Source organism: Microbacterium sp. MYb54 (assembly GCF_002979515.1).
Taxonomy (GTDB): domain Bacteria; phylum Actinomycetota; class Actinomycetes; order Actinomycetales; family Microbacteriaceae; genus Microbacterium.
The window spans coordinates 127,509-149,344 of record NZ_PCPA01000009.1 but is presented as its reverse complement, the minus strand read 5'-3'; the positions used below and the strand labels follow the sequence as shown (position 1 = coordinate 149,344).

Genomic DNA, 21,836 nt, shown 5'->3' with positions numbered 1-21,836 from the left:
GGCGCGGCTCCGACTCCCGGGCGTGTTTAGGGAGGACGATGGAGGTGTCTGTAGTGCAGGGAGACTGGCGGGCTACCCCTGGTGCTGATGTGAAAGTTGTTGTTAGTGTGGCAACTGTGAAACCGGCGGAAGGGGCCGTGTGAACGACAAGATCACGCTGGATGCTGCAGTTGCTGCGGCATCCGAGGACTGCGGCTGCGCGCCCAGCCCCACAGAACGCCGTGCTTTCGGCAAGACCGGCATCAGCCGCCGCGGTGCTCTCGGCATCGGCGTGCTCGGCGTCGTCTCGCTCAGTGCCTTCGGCATCTCGAACGGAGTCTCCGCCGCCTACGCCGCGACGTACCCGAGCTGGGATGACGTGCAGCGGGCCAAGGGTAACGAGGCGGCGAAGGCCGCTGAGGTCTCGCGCATCGAAGGACTCATCCAGTCCTTGACGCAGAAGGTCGCCGACACTGCGGCTGCGGCCGCGGTCGCGTCCGAGGAGTTCTACGACGCCCAGCAGGCATACTTCGCTGCGGCCACCGAAGCCGACTCGATGCAGGCGAAGGCCGACGAGCAGGCAGCGGTTGCTGACGCTTCGGCCCGCAAGGCCGGCCAGGTTGCGGCCCAGCTGTATCGCAACGGCGGCGACGACACCTCGCTGGAGCTGTTCTTCGCCGGCTCGGCGAACAACACCGACGACATGCTCGCGCGCCTCGGCACGATGGACAAGCTCCTCGAATACAACCAGTCCGTCTATGACAACGCCGTCGCGTCTCGCAACTCCGCGCAGTCGCTCAGCGATCAGGCCGTCGTCGCCCGCACCGAGCGCGACCGGCTGCAGAAGATCGCCGAAGAGAAGATGGTCGCGGCCCAGCAGGCCGCAGACGCAGCTCAAGCCGCCCTCGACGAGCAGACCACGAACCTCGCCACCATGCAGGCGCAGCTCGCAGCGCTCAAGGATGCGACGGCCCAGACGGTCGCCGGCTACCAGGCCGGTGTCGAAGCCGAGGCGAAGGCTCGTCGCGAACGCGAGGCCGCCGAGCGCGCCGCCGCAGAGGCCGCGGCCGCTGCCGGCGGTGGCGGCGGTGGTGGCGGTGGCGGCGGTGGCGGAAACCAGGGCTCCGGCGGCTGGTGCCGCCCGCACGGTGGAGGCAAGAGCTCGGGATACGGTCCCCGCTCCGTGCAGTGCGGCTCGAACGGCTGCTCCTCGTCGTTCCACTACGGCACCGACTTCGCCAACGGCTGCGGTTCGCCGATTTACGCCGCGAACTCCGGCACGGTCGACTACGCCGGCGGCAACGGCGGCTATGGCAACTACATCCGGATTCAGCACGGCGGTGGCGTCGGGACCGGTTATGCGCACATCCGCAACGGAGGCATCCTCGTGCGGTCGGGGCAGCGGGTGAACTCCGGCCAGGTCATCGCCTACGCCGGAAACACCGGGCGCTCGTTCGGCTGCCACCTGCACTTCGAGGTCTACGTCAACGGTGGCGCCGTGAACCCCGTCGCTTTCCTCGCGGATCGCGGAGTCTCTGCCTGAGCTACCGCCCGTCTGATTGCAGAAGACCCCCGGCCGCTGAGCGGATCCGGGGGTCTTCTACGTTCGAGGCGTGGGTCAGTGACCCTGCTCGGCAGCGCGGACGATCGCCTCGTCGAGGATTCGCTGCGCTTCAGCGGCGTTGCCCCACTCGTCGACCTTGACCCACTTGTTGGGCTCGAGGTCCTTGTAGTGCTCGAAGAAGTGCGAGATCTCCTTCTTCGTGTACTCGGCGATGTCGTCGATGTCCTGGATGTGGGCCCAGCGCGGGTCCTTCGCCAGGACGGCGACGAGCTTGTCGTCTCCGCCGGCCTCATCGCTCATCTTCAGCACGGCGACGGGGCGCACCTCGACGACGACACCGGGGTAGATCGCGTGGTCGAGCAGGACGAGCACGTCGAGCGGGTCGCCGTCCTCGCCGAGCGTGTTGTCGAAGTAGCCGTAGTCGGCCGGGTAGCCGAAGGTCGTGTAGAGCACGCGGTCGAGGTGCACTCGCCCGGTCTCGTGGTCGACCTCGTACTTCACGCGGCTGCCGCGCGGAATCTCGATGACGGCGTCGTGTGCGCCCATGCGTGTGCTCCTCAGGAAAAGTTCGGTTGGATGCCGCGGACTAGCCTACCTGCGGCGATCGCACGCCCGTGGGCGCTGCCGCTCAGTTTCCGGAGTCGTCCGTCGGCGCAGGATCTTCGCTCGGACGTCGGCGCAGGAGTCTATTCAGCAGGCGGCTCATCGGGTCGCTCAGCAGCAGCAGGAACAATCCGGTGTATCCGTTCGGGGAAGCGGCGACCGCGATGGCGAGGGCTGCTGCGAACAGGATGATTGCGGCGAGATCGCCGATCGCCCCCAGCCGGATCGTCTCGGTCGAGATGGTGCTGAGCTCGCGATGCCGCGCCAGGTAGAGCCAGCCGGCGAGGGTCGTGACCTGCGTCATGATCAGCGTGCCGATGTAGACCACCGCCTGGAGCGGATCGGTGTCCATCTGCCCGATCATCGCCGTGGGCACGGGCAGCCACACGATCGTCGCCATCCAGGCCACGTTGATCCACAGCAGCGGCCCGGTGATGAACTCCACGTCGCGATACTGGCGATGGTGCCCCATCCAGAAGGTCGCGATGAGGAGGAAGCTCAGACCGAAGCTCAGCAGCTGTCCCGAATGCTCGGAGAGGAACTCGGCCGTGCTCAGCTTCCCCGATGCGGCCTCGGAGACGGACTCCATCAACGGCAGGATGAGCAGCGTCATCGCGATCGCCACGACGGCGTCGACGAATGCCTTGAAACGCTCCGTCCGGAAGGGCTTCGCGTGTGAGTTGTCTGCCACGGCGTCAGGATAGCCCCGCCTTCGCACCTGACGCACTTCTCGTAGCAGCGCGGATGGGCCCGGTGCCCTAGCGTGGAAACCGTGCCGTCTCTTTCTCCCGCCATCGCCGAGATCCGCCTCGCCGTGCGCGCCGCGCTCGCTGAGGTTCCCGAAGGCTCGACCGTGATCGTCGCCCTCTCCGGTGGCGCCGACTCGCTCGCGCTCGCCGCGGCCACCGCCTTCGAAGCGCCCAAGCGCGGCCTTCGGGCCGCGTCCGTCACGGTCGACCACGGCCTCCAAGACGGTTCCGCCGAGGTGGCCGCCAACGCTGCGCGCATCGCACAGATGCTCGGACTCGACGCGCGTGTGCTCCGCGTCGCCGTCTCGGGCGAGGGCGGCCCGGAAGCTGCGGCGCGCGAGGCGCGGTACCGCGTGCTGCGTGAGGCCGCTTCGGATGCTCGCGCCTCGACCGTGCTGCTCGGACACACGCTCGACGACCAGGCGGAGACCGTGCTCCTCGGGCTGGCGCGAGGCTCCGGCGCCGCGAGCCTGCAGGGCATGGCGCCGGTGCGGGAAGACGAAGACGGAGCGAAGTGGGTGCGTCCGCTGCTCGGTGTGCGCCGCGAGACGACGCGGGCGTTCTGTGCCGCATCCGACCTCACGCCCTGGGATGATCCGCACAACCTCGACGACCGCTACGCCAGGGTGCGGGCGCGTGAGCGTGTGCTCCCGGTTCTCGAGGCGGAGCTCGGGCCGGGCATCGCCGATGCGCTCGCTCGCACCGCCGAGCAGCTGCGCGAGGACGCCGAGGCGTTCGACGAGATGATCAACGAGACCATCGAGGACATCGTCGAGCACGCGGAAGCGGGCATCTCGGTCAGCGTGGCGGCGCTCGCCGCGAATCCGGCTGCGCTGCGCAACCGCATCATCCGTCTCGTCGTGGACAGCGAGTTCGGGGTGAGTCTGACCAGGGCGCAGACGATCGAGGTCGCGCGCCTGGTCACGGACTGGAGCGGTCAGGGGCCGATCGACCTGCCGGAATGTTCGGCTGTGCGCCAGGGCGGGCGCATCGTCTTCACCGCATCCGGTCGCTGAGCGCGTCTCGTCTCGAACGCTCTTCTGCGCCTGCGTCGTCGCTCGACGACCGGATGCGTCAGGTGGAGTGCTACTTCTTGCCGCCGAAGAGGCCGCCCAGGATGCCACCGAGGTCGATGCCGCCGCCGGAGCCGCCGCTGTTGCCTCCGCCGAGAAGTCCGCCGATCACATCGCCGATGCCGCCGCCGGAGCCGCCCTTGTCGCCCCCGCCGAGGATGCCGCCGATGAGGTCGCCGATGCCACCGGAGCTCTCAGCGCCAGCATCCGCCTTCGCGGTCTTGTCCTTGTTCGCGTTCGCGATGAGCCCCATCACGATGGGAGCCAGGATCGGGAGGAGCTTGCCGAAGTCGATTCCGGGGGTCGCCTTCGACTCGGTGAGTTCCTTCGTGACCTCTTTCTCCTTCGAGCCGAGGATGTGCGCGACGATCTTGCCGCCGTCGGCCGCATCGATGTCGTCGACCTTCGAGGCGCCGGCGCTGCCCTCGTGCTTCTTCAGCGCGTTCTGGATCGCGGCGGAGCCCTCATCGGTCTCGGCGTTCTTCGCGAGTCCGCCCAGCAGCACGGCGCCGCCCTGCTCGACCGCGACCTTGGCTTCGTCTCGCGAGACGCCCAGCTTCTCGGCGATGTCGTCGATCGGCACCTGCTTGAGGATGTCGTCAAGAGCCATGGTGAATCCTTCCGTCGGGGCGTCCGCCCACATCACCGCTCACAGTAGTGCGGATGCCGCGGGATGGGGAGATGCCTTCCCGATCGGTGAACCTGGACGCGAGCATCGGATCACGTCACCTAAAATCAATCCATGCGCGCCGCGGAAATCCAGGACGACCTCACCAGCATCCTCGTCACAGAGGAGCAGATCCTCGCCAAGCTCGATGAACTCGCAACCCAGGTCGCGGAGGACTACGCGGGCAAAGACCTCGTCCTCGTCGGCGTGCTCAAGGGAGCCGTCATGGTGATGGCCGATTTCGCACGGGCGCTGCCCTTCCACGCTCCGATGGACTGGATGGCGGTGTCGAGCTACGGTGCGAGCACGAAGTCGAGCGGTGTCGTGCAGATCCGCAAAGACCTCGACACCGACCTGAACGGCAAGCATGTGCTGATCGTCGAGGACGTCATCGATTCCGGGCTGACGCTCAGCTGGCTGCTCGAGAACTTCGGCTCCCGCGGCGCCGAGTCGATCGAGGTGCTGGCCCTTCTGCGCAAGCCGGAGGCTGCGAAGGTGGTCATCGACTGCAAGTACGTCGGCTTCGACATCCCCACCGACTTCGTCGTCGGATACGGCCTCGACTACAACGAGCGCTATCGGAACCTGCGCGACGTCGCGGTCCTCGCGCCGCACGTGTACTCCTGACGACCGCGACGCGCTACGCCGTGGGTGAACGTACAGCGACCCCCTAGGGCACCCGCGATACGCTGATCCGATCATGGATGTGAAGAAGCTCACCCGGAATCCGCTGATCTACGTCGCGCTGATCGGCGTGCTCCTCTTCGGCGGTTTCCTGCTGATCTCGAATCTTGGCGCGCCCAAGCAGATCACGACTCAGGAGGGGCTGAAGCTCCTCTCCGGCACGACGGTCACAGAGGTCGTGAACACCGACGGCGATCAGCGCGTCGACATGACGCTCTCGAAGCCGTTCAAGGGTTCCGAAGACGTGCAGTTCTACTACGTCGACGCCCGCGCCGACGAGGTGGTCACCGCGATCAACGAAGCCGCGCCCAAGGACGGCTTCAACGACGCCGTGCCCCGGGCGAGCTGGTTCGACGGCTTCCTCTCACTCCTCCTCCCGCTCGTGCTGCTCGGCCTCCTGTTCTGGTGGCTCCTGTCATCCATGCAGGGCGGTGGCGGCAAGGTCATGCAGTTCGGCAAGTCCAAGGCCAAGCTCGTCAACAAGGAGACCCCGACCGTCACCTTCGCCGACGTCGCCGGTGCCGACGAGGCGATCGAAGAGCTCCACGAGATCAAGGAGTTCCTGCAGGATCCCGCGAAGTTCCAGGCCATCGGCGCCCGCATCCCGAAGGGCGTGCTCTTGTACGGCCCTCCCGGAACCGGTAAGACGCTGCTCGCCCGCGCGGTCGCGGGTGAAGCCGGTGCCCCCTTCTACTCCATCTCCGGTTCCGACTTCGTCGAGATGTTCGTCGGTGTCGGTGCCTCCCGCGTTCGCGATCTCTTCGGCCAGGCCAAGGAGAACGCGCCGGCCATCATCTTCATCGACGAGATCGACGCCGTAGGCCGCCACCGCGGCGCCGGGATGGGCGGCGGAAACGACGAGCGCGAGCAGACGCTCAACCAGATGCTGGTCGAGATGGACGGCTTCGACCCGAACGCGAACGTCATCGTGATCGCTGCGACCAACCGTCCAGACATCCTCGACCCCGCGCTGCTGCGACCCGGTCGTTTCGACCGTCAGATCGGTGTGGATGCGCCCGACCTCAGGGGCCGCCAGAAGATCCTCGAGGTGCACAGCAAGGGCAAGCCGCTCGCGAAGAGCGTCGACCTCGAGGTCGTCGCCCGCAAGACTCCCGGCTTCACCGGCGCCGACCTGGCGAACGTGCTCAACGAGGCTGCGCTCCTCACCGCGCGCTCGAACGCGCAGCTGGTGGACAACCGCGCCCTCGACGAGGCCATCGACCGTGTGATCGCCGGTCCGCAGCGTCGCACCCGTGTGATGCGCGACAAGGAGAAGCTGATCACGGCGTACCACGAGGGCGGACACGCGCTCGCGGCGGCGGCGATGAACTACACCGATCCAGTCACCAAGATCACGATCCTGCCCCGCGGCAAGGCGCTCGGATACACGATGGTGCTGCCGCTGGACGACAAGTACTCGATCACCCGCAACGAGCTCCAGGACCAGCTGACCTACGCCATGGGAGGCCGTGTCGCCGAGGAGATCGTGTTCCACGACCCCACCACAGGAGCGTCGAACGACATCGAGAAGGCGACCTCGATCGCTCGCAAGATGGTGCTCGAGTACGGCATGACCACGCAGGTCGGCCCGGTCAAGCTCGGCAGCGAAGGCGGCGAACCCTTCGCAGGCCGTGACATGGGCCGTGGCCGCGAGTACTCCGAGCGAGTTGCCGAGCGGGTCGACGCCGAGGTGCGCGCCCTGATCGAGCAGGCTCACAACGAGGCCTATGCGGTCATCAGCGAGAACCGCGACATCCTCGACAAGCTCGCCCTGGCGCTGCTCGAGGAGGAGACCCTCGACCACAACCAGATCGCGGAGATCTTCACCGAGATCAAGAAGCTTCCCGAGCGTCCGCTGTGGCTGTCGAGCGAAGGCCGCCCGGTCTCCGAGCGTCCGCCGATCGAGGTGCCGAAGAAGGACATCTCGCTCGCGGCATCCGTCGAGGCTCCGGCCACCGCGCCGCGCACGCAGCAGGGATCAGCGGGCGCCGGTAACCCGCGGCCTGCAACGGCGTGACGTGACCGTCGACAAGCAGCGTGTCGAGCGACTCACCAGAGAGCTGCTCGAGGCGATCGGGGAGGACCCGGATCGGCCCGGGCTGAAGCAGACTCCGTCGCGGATGGCCGAGCTGTACTCCGAGTTCTTCTCGGGAGTCGGCGAAGACCCGGACGAGCCGCTCGCGCGCACCATCAGCGTCTCGCGGGGGCCCGCGCCCGACACCCTGCCCTCCGGGGCGGTGCTGTTGCGTGACATCCGCTTCCGCTCGGTGTGCGAGCACCATCTGCTGCCTTTCGCCGGCCACGCGCACATCGCGTACCTCCCGGGGGAGCAGGTCGTCGGCCTCGGGGCGCTCGTGCGCGTCGTCGAGATCCTCGCCGCCCGTCCGCAGGTGCAGGAGCGCCTCGGCGAACAGATCGCCGACACGATCGCGGAACACCTCGACACCAGGGGCGTGCTCGTCGTGCTCGACGCCTCGCACGGCTGCGTCACGATGCGCGGAGGACGGCAGACCGAGGCGTCGACTCTCACGATCGCGGCGCGCGGCGAGTACACGGATGCGGTGTCCAGGGGCGAGCTCATCACTCTGATCGGTGCGTCGGTCTCCGGTTCGGGAACTGTGCGCTGATGACGGGCATCTGGGGGATACTCAACGTCACCCCCGACTCCTTCAGCGACGGCGGACGCTACCTCGATGTCGACAGGGCAGTCGCCCATGGCCTGCGGCTGCGGGCCGATGGCGCCGCAGTGCTCGACGTCGGCGGCGAGTCGACCAGACCGGGTGCCGACCGTGTCGGTACCGAAGTCGAGCAGCAACGCGTGATCCCGGTGATCGAGCAGCTCACCGCGGCGGGTGTGCCCGTGAGCATCGATACGCTCAGCGCCGCGACCGCCGCAGCGGCTGTGCGCGCGGGAGCACGGATCGTGAACGACGTCTCCGGCGGGCTGGCCGACCCCGAGATGCGGGCGGCTGTCGCCGAGTCGGGTGCCGACTTCGCGATCGGGCATTGGCGGGGGTTCTCCGCCGACATGTACGCGAAGGCGGAGTACCGCCGGGTCGCGCGTGAGGTCGCGGGCGAACTCCATGAGCGCATCGGCGAGGCAGCGGCATCCGGAATCGCCCCCTCACGGCTGATCGTCGACCCGGGGATCGGGTTCGCGAAGGCGGGCGCGCAGAACTGGGAGGTGCTGCGCGGACTCGACGAGATCGTCGCACTCGGTCCGCGAGTACTCATCGGCACGTCGCGCAAGAGGTTCCTGGCTGAGACGCTGCGTGAGGATGCCGGTCCCGATGAAGACGTGTCGGAGGCCCGTCGCGACCTCGCGACCGCCGTCACCAGCGCCCTCGCGGCACGGGCCGGAGTCTGGGCCGTGCGGGTGCACGATGTGGCAGCCACCCGCGACGCGCTCGCGATCGCCCACGCCTGGGAAGGCTGAAGGCGTATCGGGCGGGCCCGTACGCTAGAGGCATGGAGTTCCTCGACGAGATCGTTCTCACCGGTCTGACCGTTTTCGGTCGTCACGGTGTCTTCGAGTACGAGCGCAGGGACGGGCAGGAATTCACGATCGACCTCCGTCTGCGGTTGCCGCTGAAGCAGGCATCCGTGTCCGACGACGTTGCCGACACCGTGCACTACGGAGAGCTTGCCGAGAAGGTGGCTGCCGTGGTGGCCGGGGAACCGGTGAACCTGATCGAGACGCTCGCCGAGCGCATCGCCGCCGTCGGGCTGGCAGACCCACGGGTCGTGGACGTGACGGTGACAGTGCACAAGCCCCATGCCCCGATTCCGTTGAACTTCACCGATGTGGCGGTCACGGTGCACCGACGTCGCACGGTCGACTCGTGGGAGGACACGACCTTATGAGCCGCAACCTCGCGAACCCGCCCGACATGCCCGGCCCTCGCCCGGCACGACCGGAGACCGTCGCCGTCGTCGCACTCGGTGCGAATCTCGGGGATCGCCACGAGACCATCCGCGCCGCCGCAGAGCGGATCGCCCGTCTGCCTCTGGTCAGCGATGTGCGCCTCTCCCGCCTGTTCGAGACCGTCGCGCTCCGTCTCGACGGGCCGGATCCCGATGCACCCGGATACGTCAACGCGGTCGCCCTCGTCACCACGCGCCTCGCTCCCGGGATCCTCCTCAGGATGCTGCACGCCATCGAAGACGAGAACGGTCGTGAGCGCCGAGAGCGCTGGGGCGACCGCACTCTCGACCTCGACCTCATCGCGTACGGCGATGTCGTCTCGGACGAACCGAACCTGCAGCTGCCGCATCCGCGCGCGGTCGAGCGCCTGTTCGTGCTCGACCCCTGGCTGGACGTCGACCACGACGCGGTGCTGCTCGGCCACGGCAGAGTCGCCGACCTCGCGGCCGAACTGCACGCCCGGAGCGAGGGATGAGACGCACCTCTGCCGGTGTGCTCGTCGTCCTCGCCCTGCTCGGCGGCGGCGGCGGATTCCTGCTCGACCACCTGCTCACCACCGCGGGGCGCATCACCTTCACTCCCTCGCTGCTGCTTCCGCTGCTGCTCCTGCTTATCGCGGCAGCAGCGCTGGGCGTCGCCTGGCCGGTGCGGCGCAGTGTGCGTTCGGGCATCCGCATCGATCCCTTCCGCGCGCTCAGGGCCGCGACGCTGGCGCGAGCCTCGAGTCTGCTCGGCGCCATCATGGCGGGATTCGGAGCGGGGCTGCTGCTGTTCCTCCTGTCGCGCCCCGTCGTTCCACAGGTAGGGTCGACTGTGGCCATGCTGGCCCTGATCGGCAGTGCGATCGTCCTCGTGATCGCTGCGCTCGTCGCCGAACAGTTCTGTACCCTGCCGAAGGATCCTGATGACTCAGAACCCAGAGACCGCGCCCCTGAACCCAGCGGAGGGCACTGACCTCGGCGCCCTCGACCAGGGGACCTACACGCAGCTGCGCACGGCACGCAACGAGGCCAGGCTGGAGCTCGACGGCACGTGGCACCAGATCTCTCCGCGCTACGTCGTCTCGCAGATCGTCCAGAACGTGATCTTCATCGTGATCGTCGTGGTCGCCGCCGTCGTGCTGAACGTCGTGCTGAACCAGCAGTGGGTGTGGATCCCCGCCGGCATCATCCTGCTCATCACGGTGATCGCGCTCATCATCCTTCCCCGTCAGGCGAAGGCGATCGGCTACATGCTCCGCGTCGACGACATCGTCTTCCGCAAGGGCATCCTCTGGCAGCGCATGATCGCGGTTCCGTACGGGCGCATGCAGTTGGTGGACATCACCCAGGGGCCGCTCGATCGAGCCTTCGGCATCGCCCAGCTCAAGATGGTGACTGCCGCGGCGACAACCGGCGTGCAGATCCCCGGACTCACGCAGGAAGCAGCTGAGGCGCTGCGCGACACCCTCATCCACGTCGCCGAGACTCGCCGGACCGGCCTGTGAGCGAGCCGCAGCTCCCGCCCTCCCCGAGCCCGAAAGTCGCAAGCGACGCGTCGTCGACGACGAACCTCGCGAACGGTGAGTGGCACCGGATGCACCCGCTCACCCCGCTCTTCAAGGGCGGGCTGGCGCTGATCATCATCGCGGGTATCGTGATCGCGAACATGCGGGACCGCCTCATCACCTGGGCGGTAGACCTCTTCACTCCCGAAGAGGCGCACTACGGTGACTACGCCGGCGCCGACCCGGTCGACTGGGTTCTGTCGAACAACCTGATCCTCGTGGCCCTGCTCAGCGTGCTGGGGTTGGTCGTGGTGCTGGTACTGATCTTCTGGTTCATCTGGCGCTTCCAGCAGTTCCGGATCACAGGAGACCACGTCGAGGTCCGCAAGGGCTTCGTCTTCCGCTCGCACCGCCGCGCGCCGCTCGACCGGGTGCAGGGCGTCAACCTGACCCGTCCGTTCCCCGCTCGCATCATCGGTCTGGCCAAGTTGGAGGTGGTCGGTGCCGGCAACGACGCGAACGTGGAGCTCGAGTACCTCGCCACTGCACGCGCCGAGTCGGTGCGGGCCGACATCCTGCGGCTGGCGTCAGGTGCCCGCGCCGCACGCAACGCCGCGCTGAATCCCGAGCAGGGGACGGGGACCGCGGCTCCGGTCGCACCGACGTCTGCGCGAGCACAGCTGGTCGGGTCGATGAACGCCGGTGTCAACGATCTCCTCGCCGGCGTCGATCTCGCCGACGTGGTCCCGGAGAGCGTCGTCAAGATACCGACCGGCCGCCTGGTCGGGTCGCAGCTGATCTCGGGTCTGCTGTGGTTCGTGTTCTTCGGGGCGATCTTCGCGATCGCGATCGGAAGCGCCCTGATCGGCATGATCGCCGATGGCGACACGGACGGAAGCTTCATCCTCCTGGGGCTCGGGCTCGGCATGGGCATTCCGATGGTCATCGCGGTCGTCGGTATCACCTGGGCACAGATCTCGAAGTCGCTGCGCTATTCGATCGCGCCGACTCCGGACGGCGTCCGGATCACCTACGGTCTGCTGACGACGGTGACCGAGACGCTCCCTCCAGGACGCATCTTCGCCGTGGAGGTTTCCCAGTCGCTGCTGTGGCGTCCGTTCGGCTGGTGGACGATCAAGATCAACCGGATGAGCGGCAAGAGCGCGGCCCAGCAGTCCTCCGGCAGCGGACAGCAGTTCAACGTGGTGCTGCCCGTCGGCAAGCGTGCCGATGTCGAACGCGTGCTCGCCCTGGTGCTGCCGGACGTCCCCGCTGCGGGCATCTCCTTCCTCTGGGAACAGGGCATCGTCGGCCCCGTCGAGGGTGACCCCTATCGCACGATGCCGCGGCGCGCACGGTGGCGGCGGCCCTTCTCCTGGAAGCGTCACGGATACCTGGTGGCCGACTTCGGTCTGCTGCTGCGCCGCGGGAACGTCTGGCGCAAGCTCGCGGTGTTCCCGCTTGCTCGTCTGCAGGGCGTCTCTCTCAGCCAGGGGCCGATCGACAGGAATCAGCGTGTGTCGGGCGCGCAGGTGCACACCGTACCCGGCCCGATCACCGGATACCTCTCCGGTCTGGAGCGTGCGGATGCGCTGGCGCTGCTCGACGATGTGAGCCGGGCAGCAGCAGACGCGGCTTCGCGTGACACGACCCACCGTTGGAGTGAGCACGCGGCTTCCGCATCGATGGCAGCCCCTCTGGCCCCTCCGGCCTACACCGGACCGCCGGCCTACACGGGACCACCGCCGATCTTCCCGGCCCCGGTTCCGGGACAAGGGGCTCCGCCTGCGCCGCCTGTCGCTCAGCCGACCACTGCGCCGCCCGCACCTCCGGTTGCTACTCCCGCGCCTCCAGTGGCTCCGCCTCCCGCGCCGCCCGCACCTCCGGTTGCTACTCCCGCGCCTCCAGTGGCTCCGCCTCCCGCGCCGCCCGCACCTCTGGTTGTTGCTCCCGCGCCTCCAGTGACTCCGCCTCCTGCGCCCCCGGTTGTCCCTCCGGCGGCTGCGCCTCCGGTGAACGCTCCGGTGACTCCGCCGCCAGCGCCGCCGGTGCTTCCCCCGGCACCCCCGGTGACTCCTCCTGCGTCTCCGCTCCTGCGGCGGACGAGAAGGAGCGACGATGGCGCGTGACGGTCGCCTCGGCGTCGGCATCATCGGTGCGGGGCGAGTCGGCCCGGTCGTCGGCGCAGCTCTCGGAGGTGCGGGTCACGCCGTCATCGGCATCACGAGCGGATCCGATGACGAGCGCGCATCGGCGGTGCTGCCTGACGTGCCGGTGCTCGACGCTCTCGAGGTCGTTCGTCGAGCCGAGCTCGTGATCATCGCGGTTCCTTCGGAGCAGCTGCCTTCGCTGGTCGCCGGCATCGCTGAGGTGGGCGGTTGGCAGATCGGGCAGCTCGTGCTGCACACCGACCCCGCATACGGCATCGAGGTGTTGCGACCTGCCGCCGAGCACGGTGCGATACCCCTCGCCGTGCATCCTGCGATCACCTTCACCGGAACCTCGATCGACCTCCGGCAGCTGCAGGCCGGGTTCGCCGCTGTGACCGCGCCGGCCGCCGTGCTGCCGATCGCACAGGCGCTGGCCGTCGAGATGGGGTGCGAGCCGGTCGTGATCGCCGAGGCGGATCGTCCGGCCTACGCGGATGCCATCGCGACGGCCACCGAATTCTCGCGGTCGATCATCGGCCAGTCGACCGCACGGTTGCGCGAGATCGGCGTGGAGAACCCTGGCGGCTATCTGTCCGCTCTCGTGCAGTCGACCGTGGAGCGCGCGCTGCGCGAAGCATCCGACGCACCGCCCCTGGTCTGATCGCGGGCAGCGCTCACCGCCCGCCCGAGAACCCGCCGCCTCCGCCTCCACCCGAGAACCCGCCACCGAACGAGCCGCCGGCGCTTGAGGAGGCACTCGTTGAGGGAGCCGAATATGTCGCGGCCGAGTGGGACGACGCCATGAACGACGCCAGCTGCACGCGAAGGGCGAACGACGTAGGGTCGCCGATCCAGGACGCACCCCGTTGCGCGTCCGCGTAGGCCCGCTCCAGCACCTCGCCCCATTCGTCTTCCAATCCGAACAGGATGGCGTAGGGGAGGAGCCGCTCGTACACGTGGATGACGTTCGCGCTGTCGTCCGGTCGACGCTGCGCGCCGCTGTAGGACTGCAGCATCCGCAGGCGATCGGCATCGGCCACGCGGATGAACTCCTTCACGCCCTGAAGGTACTCGTGCGTGCGAGCGCCCTCAGCGGTGAGGACCGTGTGCTTCGAGAAGGAGTCGAGGCTGGAGAGGAGCACGAGGAACGCGCCGAAGGAGATCGCGACCATCGCCGGGATCGCCGAGAGGCGGCCGCTGGCTGCTCCCCAGATTCCCAGCGCCAGACCGACTGCGGCGATGCCGATCGCGCACCACTGGAGGATGACGGCTCCGCGGCTGCGCACCTTCTCGGTGAGACCGCGGGTCTGGGCCGCTGCTCGACCGCTCTGCTCCAGAGCAGTCATACGAGCGGCGAAGGCTTCGTCAGCCGCAGGAAGGTCGACGACTCCTTCTGCGTCGGCGTCGGCGTCGAAGAAGAGCGATTCGAGCGCATCGACATCCAGCTGGTCCGGGATGCGCGCTCCGGGGATGCGACGCAATCGCGGTTCCTCCGCCTCCGCCCCCTCTTCGATGCGAAGCGTTCCGCGCACGGCCAGGTGCACTATCTCGGCCGGAACCACATCTTTGGCTCCGGCGACGACGGCCGCGGCGAGCAGTGGGGGCAGTGAATCCGGTACGTCGTATTGTGCGACGACGATTCCACTGGATACGCGCCGTCTGCGAGTGAAAGCGGAAACGGCCACCCAGCTGCCTGCTGACACGCCGACGGCTCCGACGGCGGCGATCAGAGGGGCGATGTCGCCGACCGGATCCGGGGTGCGGGCGAGGGGCTGAGTAACGGTGCCCTGCTCGAATCCGATGGCCACGGTCACCCCGTCGCCGGCCGGGCGCTCGCCGGATTCGACGCGGAACTGCGCAACCCCTCCGTCGATCTGAGGGCCTTGCAGGTCGCACTCGTCTTTCGAGCCCGATGGGCCGGTGTAGCACCCGGTGGACCCCGTGAGCGCGGCGCTCATCACGGTGTCGAACTTGATGTCGGCGCCGAACCGTTCGATGGCCTGAGTACTGTCGAGCGGGAGCAGATCCCAGTAGAACTCGTCGACGGCGGGCGTGGAGGATCCCGCAGGCGGGCTGGTCGCGAGGACGACATCACGCATCTCATATTCGATCACGTAGGTCGTGAGCCCCTGCACGTAGGAGTCGTCGCCGGTAAGCACGAGCAGTACTCCGTCTTCCTCGTCCGTCTCGTAGGGCACGGCCACGCCGTTCCCGTCGGTCACCGACAGGATCGTGGTCTCGGTGCTCGCCCCCTTGTACGACGTCGCCAGGCCGCGCACGATGCCGCGGTTCTGGTCGAAGTCGGGGAATCGGGCGACGAGAGTCTCGGTCGCATGCATCCGCGCACGACCTTCGTCGTCGAGCCCGACCTCGTACACGGCGTCCCACGAGCTGTAGCTGAAGTCGTCCACGTCGGCTTCCGCTGCGGCCGGTTGTGGGTACGAAGCGGCGTCCGGCCGGACGCTGTCGGGTGTCGCGAAGGCAGCGGTTGGAGCGAGGACGGCGGCGAACGTGACGGCGAAGACAGCGAACGCGCGGAGGATCCGTGTGTGGGCCATTCTTCGAGGCTACCCAGCACGCGCCAGTGGACGACGCGCCGCCTCGGTAAACTGGGAGGGACTTCCAAGGAGCCCCGCACATGACTGACGCGTCCGCCGCGCCCGAATCGGCCTCGACCGATCCTTCCCTCGAAGAAGACGTACACGAGCAGAAGGCCGTGCGACTCGCCAAGCGCGAGCGTCTGATCGAGAAGCGGGCTGATGCGGGTGGCGGGGCGTTCCCGGTCGCCGTGCCCGTGACACACACCATTCCTGCACTGCGCGCCGAGTATGGCGAGCTCGAAGCGGGGGCCGAGACCGGCGTGATCGTCGGGGTCGCCGGTCGTGTGGTCTTCAGCCGCAACACCGGCAAGCTCTGCTTCGCCACCCTGCAAGCGGGCGACGGCTCGCGCATCCAGGCCATGATCTCGCTGGCGAACGTCGGCGAGGAGTCGTTGGCGGATTGGAAGGAATACGTCGATCTGGGAGACCACGTCTTCGTGCACGGAGAAGTCATCTCGAGCCGCCGCGGTGAGCTGTCGATCATGGCCGATGACTGGGCGATCGCTTCGAAGGCGATCCTTCCGCTCCCCAACGCGTACTCCGAACTCAGCGAGGAGGGGCGCGTGCGCAGCCGCTACCTCGACCTGATCGTGCGGGAGCAGGCGCGCACCACGGTCCGCGCTCGTGCTGCGGTGAACGCGAGCCTGCGCTCGACCTTCACGAGCCACGACTACCTCGAGGTGGAGACCCCGATGCTGCAGGTGCAGCACGGTGGGGCCTCTGCTCGCCCGTTCGTCACCCACTCGAATGCGTTCGACACCGAGCTGTACCTGCGCATCGCGCCGGAGCTCTACCTGAAGCGCGCGGTCGTCGGCGGTATCGAGCGGGTCTACGAGATCAACCGGAACTTCCGCAACGAGGGGGCGGACTCCACTCACAGCCCCGAGTTCGCGATGCTGGAGGCCTACCAGGCCTACGGCGACTACAACCAGATGGCCGCACTCACGCAGGAGCTCGTGCAGAAGGCAGCGATCGCGGTCGCAGGCTCCACGACCGTGACCTGGGCTGACGGAACCGACTACGACCTCGGTGGCGAGTGGGACCGCATCTCGATGTACGAGTCGCTCTCGGCCGCTTCCGGTCGCACCGTCACTCCGCAGGATGCTGTCGAAGACCTCATCGCCTTCGCCGAGGCGAACGACGTCGATCTCCCGCCGCAGGCCACTCACGGCAAGCTCGTCGAGGAGTTGTGGGAGCACTTCGTGAAGGGCGATCTGGTTCGTCCGACCTTCGTGATGGACTTCCCGGTCGACACCTCACCCCTGGTCCGCGAGCACCGCTCGATTCCCGGTGTGGTGGAGAAGTGGGACCTGTACATCCGCGGCTTCGAGTTGGCGACCGGGTACTCCGAGCTCGTCGACCCCGTGATCCAGCGTGAGCGCTTCGTCGAGCAGGCGAAGCTCGCGGCTCGCGGCGACGTCGAGGCGATGCCGGTGGACGAGGAGTTCCTGCGGGCGCTCGAGCACGGCATGCCGCCCTCCGGCGGGATGGGTATGGGGATCGACCGTCTGCTGATGGCGATCACCGGTCTGGGCATCCGCGAGACCATCCTCTTCCCCCTGGTCAAGTAGTCCGACGGGTCAAGTAGTCCACCGCGCCCGGCGGTCACTCCGCCGGGCCTCGTCGGAACGCCCACTCCGGCAGCATCGCCGCGCCGATCATCGTCTCCAGGAGCACGGCGAGGGAGTAGCGAGGGTCGATCTCGCGCACCATCTCCAGGTACCGACCGGCATGGCTGGCGCGTCCCAGCGCCCAGGACAGCCACGCCGCAGCGGTGAGCGGTGCGCATCGCGCGGATCGCGGAGCCCGAGCTGCCGCCTCTCGGACGACGGAGAGGGCGCTCCGCAGACGGTCGGTGTCGGGAGTCGGGCCCCGGCCGAGGAACACCTGCCCCACGTCTTCGGGGACCATCACGCCGGACTTCGCGAACTCTGTCTGGGCATCGAGCGTGCGGATACCGCCGGCGAGGTCGGTCGCCCACTGAGCGATCGCGACGTCGCGCAGCAGAGATCGTTCCAAGCACCACAGCAATGCCGCTGTCGCGAACGGGGGAAGCTCGTCGGGTGCCGCCAGCACTGATTCGAAGAAGGCCGGAACGTCTTCGAGCAGAACGACGGCGGCGATCAGCTGCGGGTTCTCCCCACCGGTCAGCCGCCCTCGTCCTGTCGCATCGAGCAGAGCGGTGAGCTCGATCGACGCGCGCCCGACTCGCTCCTTCTCCGCGAGATCGACCGTCGGGAGCTCAGCCCCCGTCGACTGGTCTCCGGAGACATCGCCCACAACTGGTAGATCAGGCGGGCTGCAGATCTCCGCGAGCGAGCCGAGCTCAGGCTCCTCCTCGATGTAGCTGGACCATCCGGACGGCGTCACGCAGAGAGCATCGACCACGCGGAGCCCGGCATCTTCGGCACAGCCCAGGAGTTCGTCGACGGCGACCGCGTGCGGGAGGACGAGGCCGTCGCGCGTGAGGTGCGACTCGTCGTCGGTGTACACGACCACGGCGACGGCGTCCGTTCCGGCAACGCGCGCGACAAGGCCGACCGCCGCATCGGCATACACCTCGAGGTCGGTGTCGTCGTGGGGGAGATCAAGGCGCATCGCCCCGTCGGTGCGACTGCCGCGGAACGGGAGGAGCACGATGCTCCGACGAGGTGTGAAGCCCGCGAGAGAGGGGACGATGCTGAGGAAAGCGGCGGAATCGGTGGCTCGGAGAACTGTTGTCATCCCGAGAGTGTGGTCGAACGCGCGGCCCGCCGAACGTGAAAAGCGGTTCTGTGGACGCAGATCCCGGTGCGCGCGGAATGTGCACGAAGAGTGGCTCGCGTACCATGGGATCATGGACAACTTCTGGCTCGCCGCCGCGTGGTCGCTTCTGCCGACCGTCGGGGTGAGCATCGTGTTCTTCCTCGTGGTCCGTGGCATCCTCCGCTTCGACCGGACAGAGCGCAAGGTGCACGCGCAGATCGAGGCCGAGGAGCGCGCCGCGCGGGGCCTCCCGCCGCGCGCCTGAGCGCACCCCATCCGCTACTGTGAAGCCAGCGCGCCGGCTCCGGTGCGCTGCAGATGTGATGGTCACTGCGGTGGCGAGGGGGCACGATGACTGCGGAGACCTGGGGATGGTGGATCGCCGCATTCCTCGTGGCGCTCGACCTCGTCATCCGTGTGACGGCGATCATCGTCATCCCCCGCAACCGTCGCCCCACGGCCGCGATGGCATGGCTCCTCGCCGTCTTCTTCATCCCGTACGTCGGAGTCTTCCTGTTCCTCGTGATCGGCAACCCGCGGCTTCCCCGTGTGCGCCGGCGCAAGCAGGACCAGATCAACGAGTACATCGCCGAGACCAGCGAGCATCTGCACTTCGGCACGTTGCGGCCGAACGCTCCGGCATGGTTCGGCCCGATCGTGCAGATGAACCAGAGGCTCGGCGCCCTGCCGCTCTCGGGTGACAACGGCGCGCATCTCATCTCCGACTACCAGGAGTCGCTCGATGCGATGGCCGAGGCCATCCGTTCAGCGCAGAAGTATGTGCACGTCGAGTTCTACATCCTCCAGTCGGACACGGCCACCGACAACTTCTTCCGGGCGCTCGAAGAGGTCGCCGCGCGTGGCATCGAGGTCAGGGTGCTCCTGGACCACTGGGCCAACCGCGGCAAGCCCCGCTACAAGCAGACCCTCGCGAGGCTCAATGCGATGGGCGCGGACTGGCACCTCATGCTCCCGGTGCAGCCCCTCAAGGGCAAGATGCAGCGACCCGATCTGCGCAATCATCGCAAGCTCCTCGTCGTCGACGGCAGCATCGCCTTCGTCGGGTCGCAGAACGTCACCGACTCGACCTACAACCTGCCGAAGAACATCAAGCGCGGTCTGCACTGGGTCGACCTCATGGTCCGCATCGACGGACCTGTCGTGTTGAGCGTCAACGCGATCTTCGTCGCCGACTGGTACAGCGAGACCGACACCGTTCTGGAGGGCATCGACATCGCTCATGCCGAGATCGGCTCCGGCGACCTCGACTGCCAGGTCGTGCCGTCAGGGCCCGGGTTCGAAGTCGAGAACAACCTCCGCCTCTTCCTCGCCCTGCTCTATGCGGCGAAGAAGAAGATCATGATCGTCAGCCCCTACTTCGTTCCAGACGAGGCGCTGCTGCTCGCGGTCACCGCTGCCGTCGATCGCGGTGTGCACGTCGAGCTCTTCGTGTCGGAAGAGGGCGATCAGGCGATGGTCTACCACGCCCAGCGAAGCTACTACGAGGTGCTCCTCAAGGCGGGTGTCCGCATCTGGATGTATCGCAAGCCGTACATCCTGCACACCAAGACGCTGACCATCGACGACGAGGTCGCCGTCATCGGATCCAGCAACATGGACATGCGCTCGTTCGGTCTGAACCTCGAGGTCTCGATGCTGGTGCGCGGCGAGGAATTCGTCGCCGAGATGCGCGAGGTCGAGGACAAGTACCGCTCCCTCAGCCGTGAGCTGACGCTGGAGGAATGGATGCAGCAGCCGTTGCGTTCGACCGTGCTCGACAACCTCGCCCGTCTCACCTCTGCTCTGCAGTAGCCGCTGCGGGCTATCCCGGGGATCGTCGTGCGCACTACCCTGTGAGCATGACCTCCGTGCTTCGCCCTCTCGTGTCCGTCGTCGGCCTCGTCGCCGCCGCACTCCTCGTCGCGGGATGCACCACGGGGCCGGGGTCGGAGACTCCGACCAGCTCGCCGGCGCCGAGCGCGGGCAACGTCGATGACCAGAACGATGTGGAAGGGGCGCTGCTCGACGACGGTCGGATGTTCGCCGTCATCACCTGGGGCTCGTCGTCGTGTGTGCCGCAGGTCGATCAGGTCTCGGCGAAGGGGCAGACGGTCACCGTGTCGCTCGTCGATACCGACGGCGCTGACAAGGTCTGCACGGCCGATTTCTCACCACGGGCGAGCGTCGGCGCTCTTCCGGAGGGTGTGGATCCCACCGCTGACATCACGCTGAACGTCACCTACGGCGACATCGCCGACGACGTCGACCTGGACGGTGACCCCGCAGCCACCGGCACGCCGGGAACCTCGACCGAGTACCTCCCCTCCGCCGGCTGGTTCGACGACGGCGGTCTCGTACTGCTCACCTGGGGATCCTCCTCCTGCCCGCCGGTCGTCGAGTCGCTCGAGGGCTCGGGCAACGCCGGAACGGCGACCTTCGTCACCGACGCGAACCAGGTCTGCACGATGGACATGGCGCCGCGCGCGACGATGCTCGACTTCGGCGACGACACCGTCGAGGACGATGGCACCTTCACCCTGACTCTGGTCGGCGGAGGCCTCGACGGCACGGTCGAGGTTCGCTAGCCCGATCGCCGCTCGGCGGTCAGAGCAGGTGCACGGGGTGGCCGGTAGGCAGCGCCAGGAGCAGGGCTCCCGGATCGGCCCAACAGGTGAGGCGCACGGCCTCGCCGAACTCGTCGCCGTCGAGCTCGATCGGAACGGGGTCGGGCGCAGCGGCCTCCGCTGCAGCGCCGTGGAAGAAGTGCACCGAGGCGTTCTTGCCGCGACGTTCGAGCACACGGCGTCCGGCTCGGAAGCGGCGCAGCACGGAATTGTCCCACCAGATCTTCCGCCACACCCCGAACCAACCGAACATACCGGTGGGCTGGATGACGGCGACGTCGAGGGCGGCGTCGGTGATGGACGCGTCGGGGATCAGTGAGATGCCGGCGGGGAGGGTGCCGCAGTTCGCGAAGAGGAGGCTGTACGCGCGGTGCGAATGCAGCCGCCCGTCGTCGATCTGATAGACGGCACGGAACGGCTTCGCGCGCGGCAGCGAGCGGGCGGCGCCGTCGACGTATGCGATCCATCCCACGGACTTCTTCAGATCAGAGCGGGTGTTCGCGATCATGTCGGCATCGAGCCCCATCCCTGCGAGCACCACGAAGGCGTGCTCGGCCTCGTCACCGTTCTGGCGCGTCAGACGGGCGCGGCCGATGTCGATCGGATGCCGGAAGTCGCCGAGGGCCGCCCGGATCATCTCCGACGGGTCGCCGAGGGGGAGTCCGAGGTTGCGTGCGAGCAGGTTGCCGGTGCCGCTGGGCAGGATCGCCAACGGCACTCCGGTGTTCGCTATCGCCTCCGAGACCGCTCGGACGGTCCCGTCGCCGCCGGCGACCAGCACGACGTCCACGCCACGGGCGAGCGCCTGAGCCGTGGCCTGCTGCCCGGCGTCCTCGATCGTCGTCGGATAGAAGGCCGGATGCTCCCACCCGGATTCGCGCGAGAGATCGCGCACGGTGGCACGCAGATGCTTGCCGTCGACCTTCGTCGGGTTGTAGACGAGCGCCGCCTGTCGCAGGACGGAGGCGCTGGTGGTCATGGCGCTAC

The 21,836-nt window shown here is 67.9% G+C and carries 22 protein-coding genes; 16 read left to right on the top strand and 6 right to left on the bottom strand.

Translation table 11 applies throughout. The annotated features are described in order from the left end of the window. Window positions 1-139 precede the first annotated feature (139 nt). Complete coding sequence (locus CQ040_RS11880; protein WP_105526366.1) at window positions 140-1,522, top strand: M23 family metallopeptidase; 1,383 nt, start codon at window positions 140-142, stop codon at window positions 1,520-1,522. 75 nt (window positions 1,523-1,597) lie between these two features. Here the strand turns inward: CQ040_RS11880 and ppa are convergent, their stop codons facing one another. Then, window positions 1,598-2,089 carry an inorganic diphosphatase gene (ppa, locus tag CQ040_RS11875; protein WP_105526367.1) on the bottom strand — a complete coding sequence of 164 codons (492 nt, stop codon included), beginning with the start codon at window positions 2,087-2,089 and terminating at the stop codon, window positions 1,598-1,600. 82 nt (window positions 2,090-2,171) lie between these two features. Then, window positions 2,172-2,837 (bottom strand): TMEM175 family protein, encoded by a 666-nt coding sequence (locus tag CQ040_RS11870; protein WP_105526487.1) that lies wholly within the window; start codon window positions 2,835-2,837, stop codon window positions 2,172-2,174. A gap of 81 nt (window positions 2,838-2,918) precedes the next feature. Here CQ040_RS11870 and tilS point away from each other — a divergent pair, with 81 nt between their 5' ends. Next, window positions 2,919-3,911 (top strand): tRNA lysidine(34) synthetase TilS, encoded by a 993-nt coding sequence (gene tilS / locus CQ040_RS11865; RefSeq protein ID WP_105526368.1) that lies wholly within the window; start codon window positions 2,919-2,921, stop codon window positions 3,909-3,911. Between the two features lie 70 nt (window positions 3,912-3,981). On the opposite strand, the gene CQ040_RS11860 is transcribed toward tilS, so the two are convergent. Continuing rightward, window positions 3,982-4,578 carry a DUF937 domain-containing protein gene (locus tag CQ040_RS11860; RefSeq protein ID WP_105526369.1) on the bottom strand — a complete coding sequence of 199 codons (597 nt, stop codon included), beginning with the start codon at window positions 4,576-4,578 and terminating at the stop codon, window positions 3,982-3,984. Between the two features lie 132 nt (window positions 4,579-4,710). Here CQ040_RS11860 and hpt point away from each other — a divergent pair, with 132 nt between their 5' ends. The 10 genes from hpt to CQ040_RS11810 all read left to right on the top strand — a co-directional run bounded on the left by hpt (window position 4,711) and on the right by CQ040_RS11810 (window position 13,541). Beyond that, on the top strand, window positions 4,711-5,262 hold the full coding sequence (gene hpt, locus CQ040_RS11855) for a hypoxanthine phosphoribosyltransferase (RefSeq protein ID WP_105526370.1): 552 nt from the start codon (window positions 4,711-4,713) through the stop codon (window positions 5,260-5,262). 73 nt (window positions 5,263-5,335) lie between these two features. Further along, on the top strand, window positions 5,336-7,336 hold the full coding sequence (gene ftsH, locus CQ040_RS11850) for an ATP-dependent zinc metalloprotease FtsH (protein WP_105526371.1): 2,001 nt from the start codon (window positions 5,336-5,338) through the stop codon (window positions 7,334-7,336). A gap of 1 nt (window position 7,337) precedes the next feature. Continuing rightward, a complete protein-coding gene (folE, locus tag CQ040_RS11845) occupies window positions 7,338-7,946 on the top strand; it encodes a GTP cyclohydrolase I (RefSeq protein WP_105526372.1) in 609 nt (202 codons plus the stop codon). Further along, on the top strand, window positions 7,946-8,755 hold the full coding sequence (gene folP / locus CQ040_RS11840; protein ID WP_105526373.1) for a dihydropteroate synthase: 810 nt from the start codon (window positions 7,946-7,948) through the stop codon (window positions 8,753-8,755). The genes folE and folP overlap by 1 nt, the downstream gene beginning before the upstream one ends. Window positions 8,756-8,787: 32 nt before the next feature. Beyond that, complete coding sequence (gene folB / locus CQ040_RS11835) at window positions 8,788-9,183, top strand: dihydroneopterin aldolase (protein ID WP_105526374.1); 396 nt, start codon at window positions 8,788-8,790, stop codon at window positions 9,181-9,183. Next, window positions 9,180-9,719 (top strand): 2-amino-4-hydroxy-6-hydroxymethyldihydropteridine diphosphokinase, encoded by a 540-nt coding sequence (gene folK / locus CQ040_RS11830; RefSeq protein WP_105526375.1) that lies wholly within the window; start codon window positions 9,180-9,182, stop codon window positions 9,717-9,719. Before folB ends, folK begins: the two co-directional genes overlap by 4 nt. After that, window positions 9,716-10,198, top strand: a complete 483-nt coding sequence (locus tag CQ040_RS11825; protein ID WP_105526376.1) for a DUF3180 family protein — start codon at window positions 9,716-9,718, stop codon at window positions 10,196-10,198. Before folK ends, CQ040_RS11825 begins: the two co-directional genes overlap by 4 nt. Then, complete coding sequence (locus tag CQ040_RS11820) at window positions 10,149-10,730, top strand: PH domain-containing protein (RefSeq protein WP_105526377.1); 582 nt, start codon at window positions 10,149-10,151, stop codon at window positions 10,728-10,730. The genes CQ040_RS11825 and CQ040_RS11820 overlap by 50 nt, the downstream gene beginning before the upstream one ends. Further along, the gene (locus CQ040_RS21185; RefSeq protein WP_308736899.1) at window positions 10,727-12,859 is read left to right on the top strand and encodes a PH domain-containing protein; all 2,133 of its coding nucleotides are present in this window, start codon (window positions 10,727-10,729) and stop codon (window positions 12,857-12,859) included. Before CQ040_RS11820 ends, CQ040_RS21185 begins: the two co-directional genes overlap by 4 nt. Next, complete coding sequence (locus CQ040_RS11810; protein WP_105526378.1) at window positions 12,849-13,541, top strand: DUF2520 domain-containing protein; 693 nt, start codon at window positions 12,849-12,851, stop codon at window positions 13,539-13,541. The genes CQ040_RS21185 and CQ040_RS11810 overlap by 11 nt, the downstream gene beginning before the upstream one ends. A gap of 13 nt (window positions 13,542-13,554) precedes the next feature. Here the strand turns inward: CQ040_RS11810 and CQ040_RS11805 are convergent, their stop codons facing one another. Beyond that, window positions 13,555-15,438, bottom strand: a complete 1,884-nt coding sequence (locus tag CQ040_RS11805; protein WP_105526379.1) for a DUF2207 family protein — start codon at window positions 15,436-15,438, stop codon at window positions 13,555-13,557. An 80-nt stretch (window positions 15,439-15,518) separates the two neighbouring features. Here CQ040_RS11805 and lysS point away from each other — a divergent pair, with 80 nt between their 5' ends. Continuing rightward, a complete protein-coding gene (gene lysS, locus CQ040_RS11800; RefSeq protein ID WP_105526380.1) occupies window positions 15,519-17,051 on the top strand; it encodes a lysine--tRNA ligase in 1,533 nt (510 codons plus the stop codon). A 34-nt stretch (window positions 17,052-17,085) separates the two neighbouring features. Here the strand turns inward: lysS and CQ040_RS11795 are convergent, their stop codons facing one another. Continuing rightward, window positions 17,086-18,204, bottom strand: a complete 1,119-nt coding sequence (locus tag CQ040_RS11795; protein WP_105526381.1) for a DUF4192 family protein — start codon at window positions 18,202-18,204, stop codon at window positions 17,086-17,088. A 112-nt stretch (window positions 18,205-18,316) separates the two neighbouring features. Here CQ040_RS11795 and CQ040_RS20710 point away from each other — a divergent pair, with 112 nt between their 5' ends. From CQ040_RS20710 to CQ040_RS11780, 3 genes are all read left to right on the top strand, one after another. Then, window positions 18,317-18,490: a hypothetical protein gene (locus CQ040_RS20710; protein ID WP_021198192.1), complete on the top strand. Its 174-nt coding sequence runs from the start codon at window positions 18,317-18,319 to the stop codon at window positions 18,488-18,490. Window positions 18,491-18,576: 86 nt separating this feature from the next. After that, entirely contained in the window at window positions 18,577-20,037 is a 1,461-nt protein-coding gene (gene cls / locus CQ040_RS11785; protein WP_105526383.1) for a cardiolipin synthase, read from the top strand. 47 nt (window positions 20,038-20,084) lie between these two features. Beyond that, window positions 20,085-20,810: a hypothetical protein gene (locus CQ040_RS11780; protein WP_105526384.1), complete on the top strand. Its 726-nt coding sequence runs from the start codon at window positions 20,085-20,087 to the stop codon at window positions 20,808-20,810. A 19-nt stretch (window positions 20,811-20,829) separates the two neighbouring features. Here CQ040_RS11780 and CQ040_RS11775 read toward each other — a convergent pair whose 3' ends face one another. Continuing rightward, complete coding sequence (locus CQ040_RS11775; RefSeq protein ID WP_105526385.1) at window positions 20,830-21,828, bottom strand: diacylglycerol kinase family protein; 999 nt, start codon at window positions 21,826-21,828, stop codon at window positions 20,830-20,832. Window positions 21,829-21,836 lie beyond the last annotated feature (8 nt).

Excerpts from the sequence above, each read along its gene's own strand:
- ppa (WP_105526367.1), bottom strand. The coding sequence starts at position 2,089 with ATGGGCGCACACGACGCCGTCATCGAGATTCCGCGCGGCAGCCGCGTG.
- CQ040_RS11860 (WP_105526369.1), bottom strand. The coding sequence starts at position 4,578 with ATGGCTCTTGACGACATCCTCAAGCAGGTGCCGATCGACGACATCGCC.
- hpt (WP_105526370.1), top strand. The coding sequence starts at position 4,711 with ATGCGCGCCGCGGAAATCCAGGACGACCTCACCAGCATCCTCGTCACA.
- ftsH (WP_105526371.1), top strand. The coding sequence starts at position 5,336 with ATGGATGTGAAGAAGCTCACCCGGAATCCGCTGATCTACGTCGCGCTG.
- folP (WP_105526373.1), top strand. The coding sequence starts at position 7,946 with ATGACGGGCATCTGGGGGATACTCAACGTCACCCCCGACTCCTTCAGC.
- folB (WP_105526374.1), top strand. The coding sequence starts at position 8,788 with ATGGAGTTCCTCGACGAGATCGTTCTCACCGGTCTGACCGTTTTCGGT.
- folK (WP_105526375.1), top strand. The coding sequence starts at position 9,180 with ATGAGCCGCAACCTCGCGAACCCGCCCGACATGCCCGGCCCTCGCCCG.
- CQ040_RS11825 (WP_105526376.1), top strand. The coding sequence starts at position 9,716 with ATGAGACGCACCTCTGCCGGTGTGCTCGTCGTCCTCGCCCTGCTCGGC.
- CQ040_RS11820 (WP_105526377.1), top strand. The coding sequence starts at position 10,149 with ATGACTCAGAACCCAGAGACCGCGCCCCTGAACCCAGCGGAGGGCACT.
- CQ040_RS11810 (WP_105526378.1), top strand. The coding sequence starts at position 12,849 with ATGGCGCGTGACGGTCGCCTCGGCGTCGGCATCATCGGTGCGGGGCGA.
- CQ040_RS11805 (WP_105526379.1), bottom strand. The coding sequence starts at position 15,438 with ATGGCCCACACACGGATCCTCCGCGCGTTCGCTGTCTTCGCCGTCACG.
- lysS (WP_105526380.1), top strand. The coding sequence starts at position 15,519 with ATGACTGACGCGTCCGCCGCGCCCGAATCGGCCTCGACCGATCCTTCC.
- CQ040_RS11795 (WP_105526381.1), bottom strand. The coding sequence starts at position 18,204 with ATGACAACAGTTCTCCGAGCCACCGATTCCGCCGCTTTCCTCAGCATC.
- CQ040_RS20710 (WP_021198192.1), top strand. The coding sequence starts at position 18,317 with ATGGACAACTTCTGGCTCGCCGCCGCGTGGTCGCTTCTGCCGACCGTC.
- cls (WP_105526383.1), top strand. The coding sequence starts at position 18,577 with ATGACTGCGGAGACCTGGGGATGGTGGATCGCCGCATTCCTCGTGGCG.
- CQ040_RS11780 (WP_105526384.1), top strand. The coding sequence starts at position 20,085 with ATGACCTCCGTGCTTCGCCCTCTCGTGTCCGTCGTCGGCCTCGTCGCC.
- CQ040_RS11775 (WP_105526385.1), bottom strand. The coding sequence starts at position 21,828 with ATGACCACCAGCGCCTCCGTCCTGCGACAGGCGGCGCTCGTCTACAAC.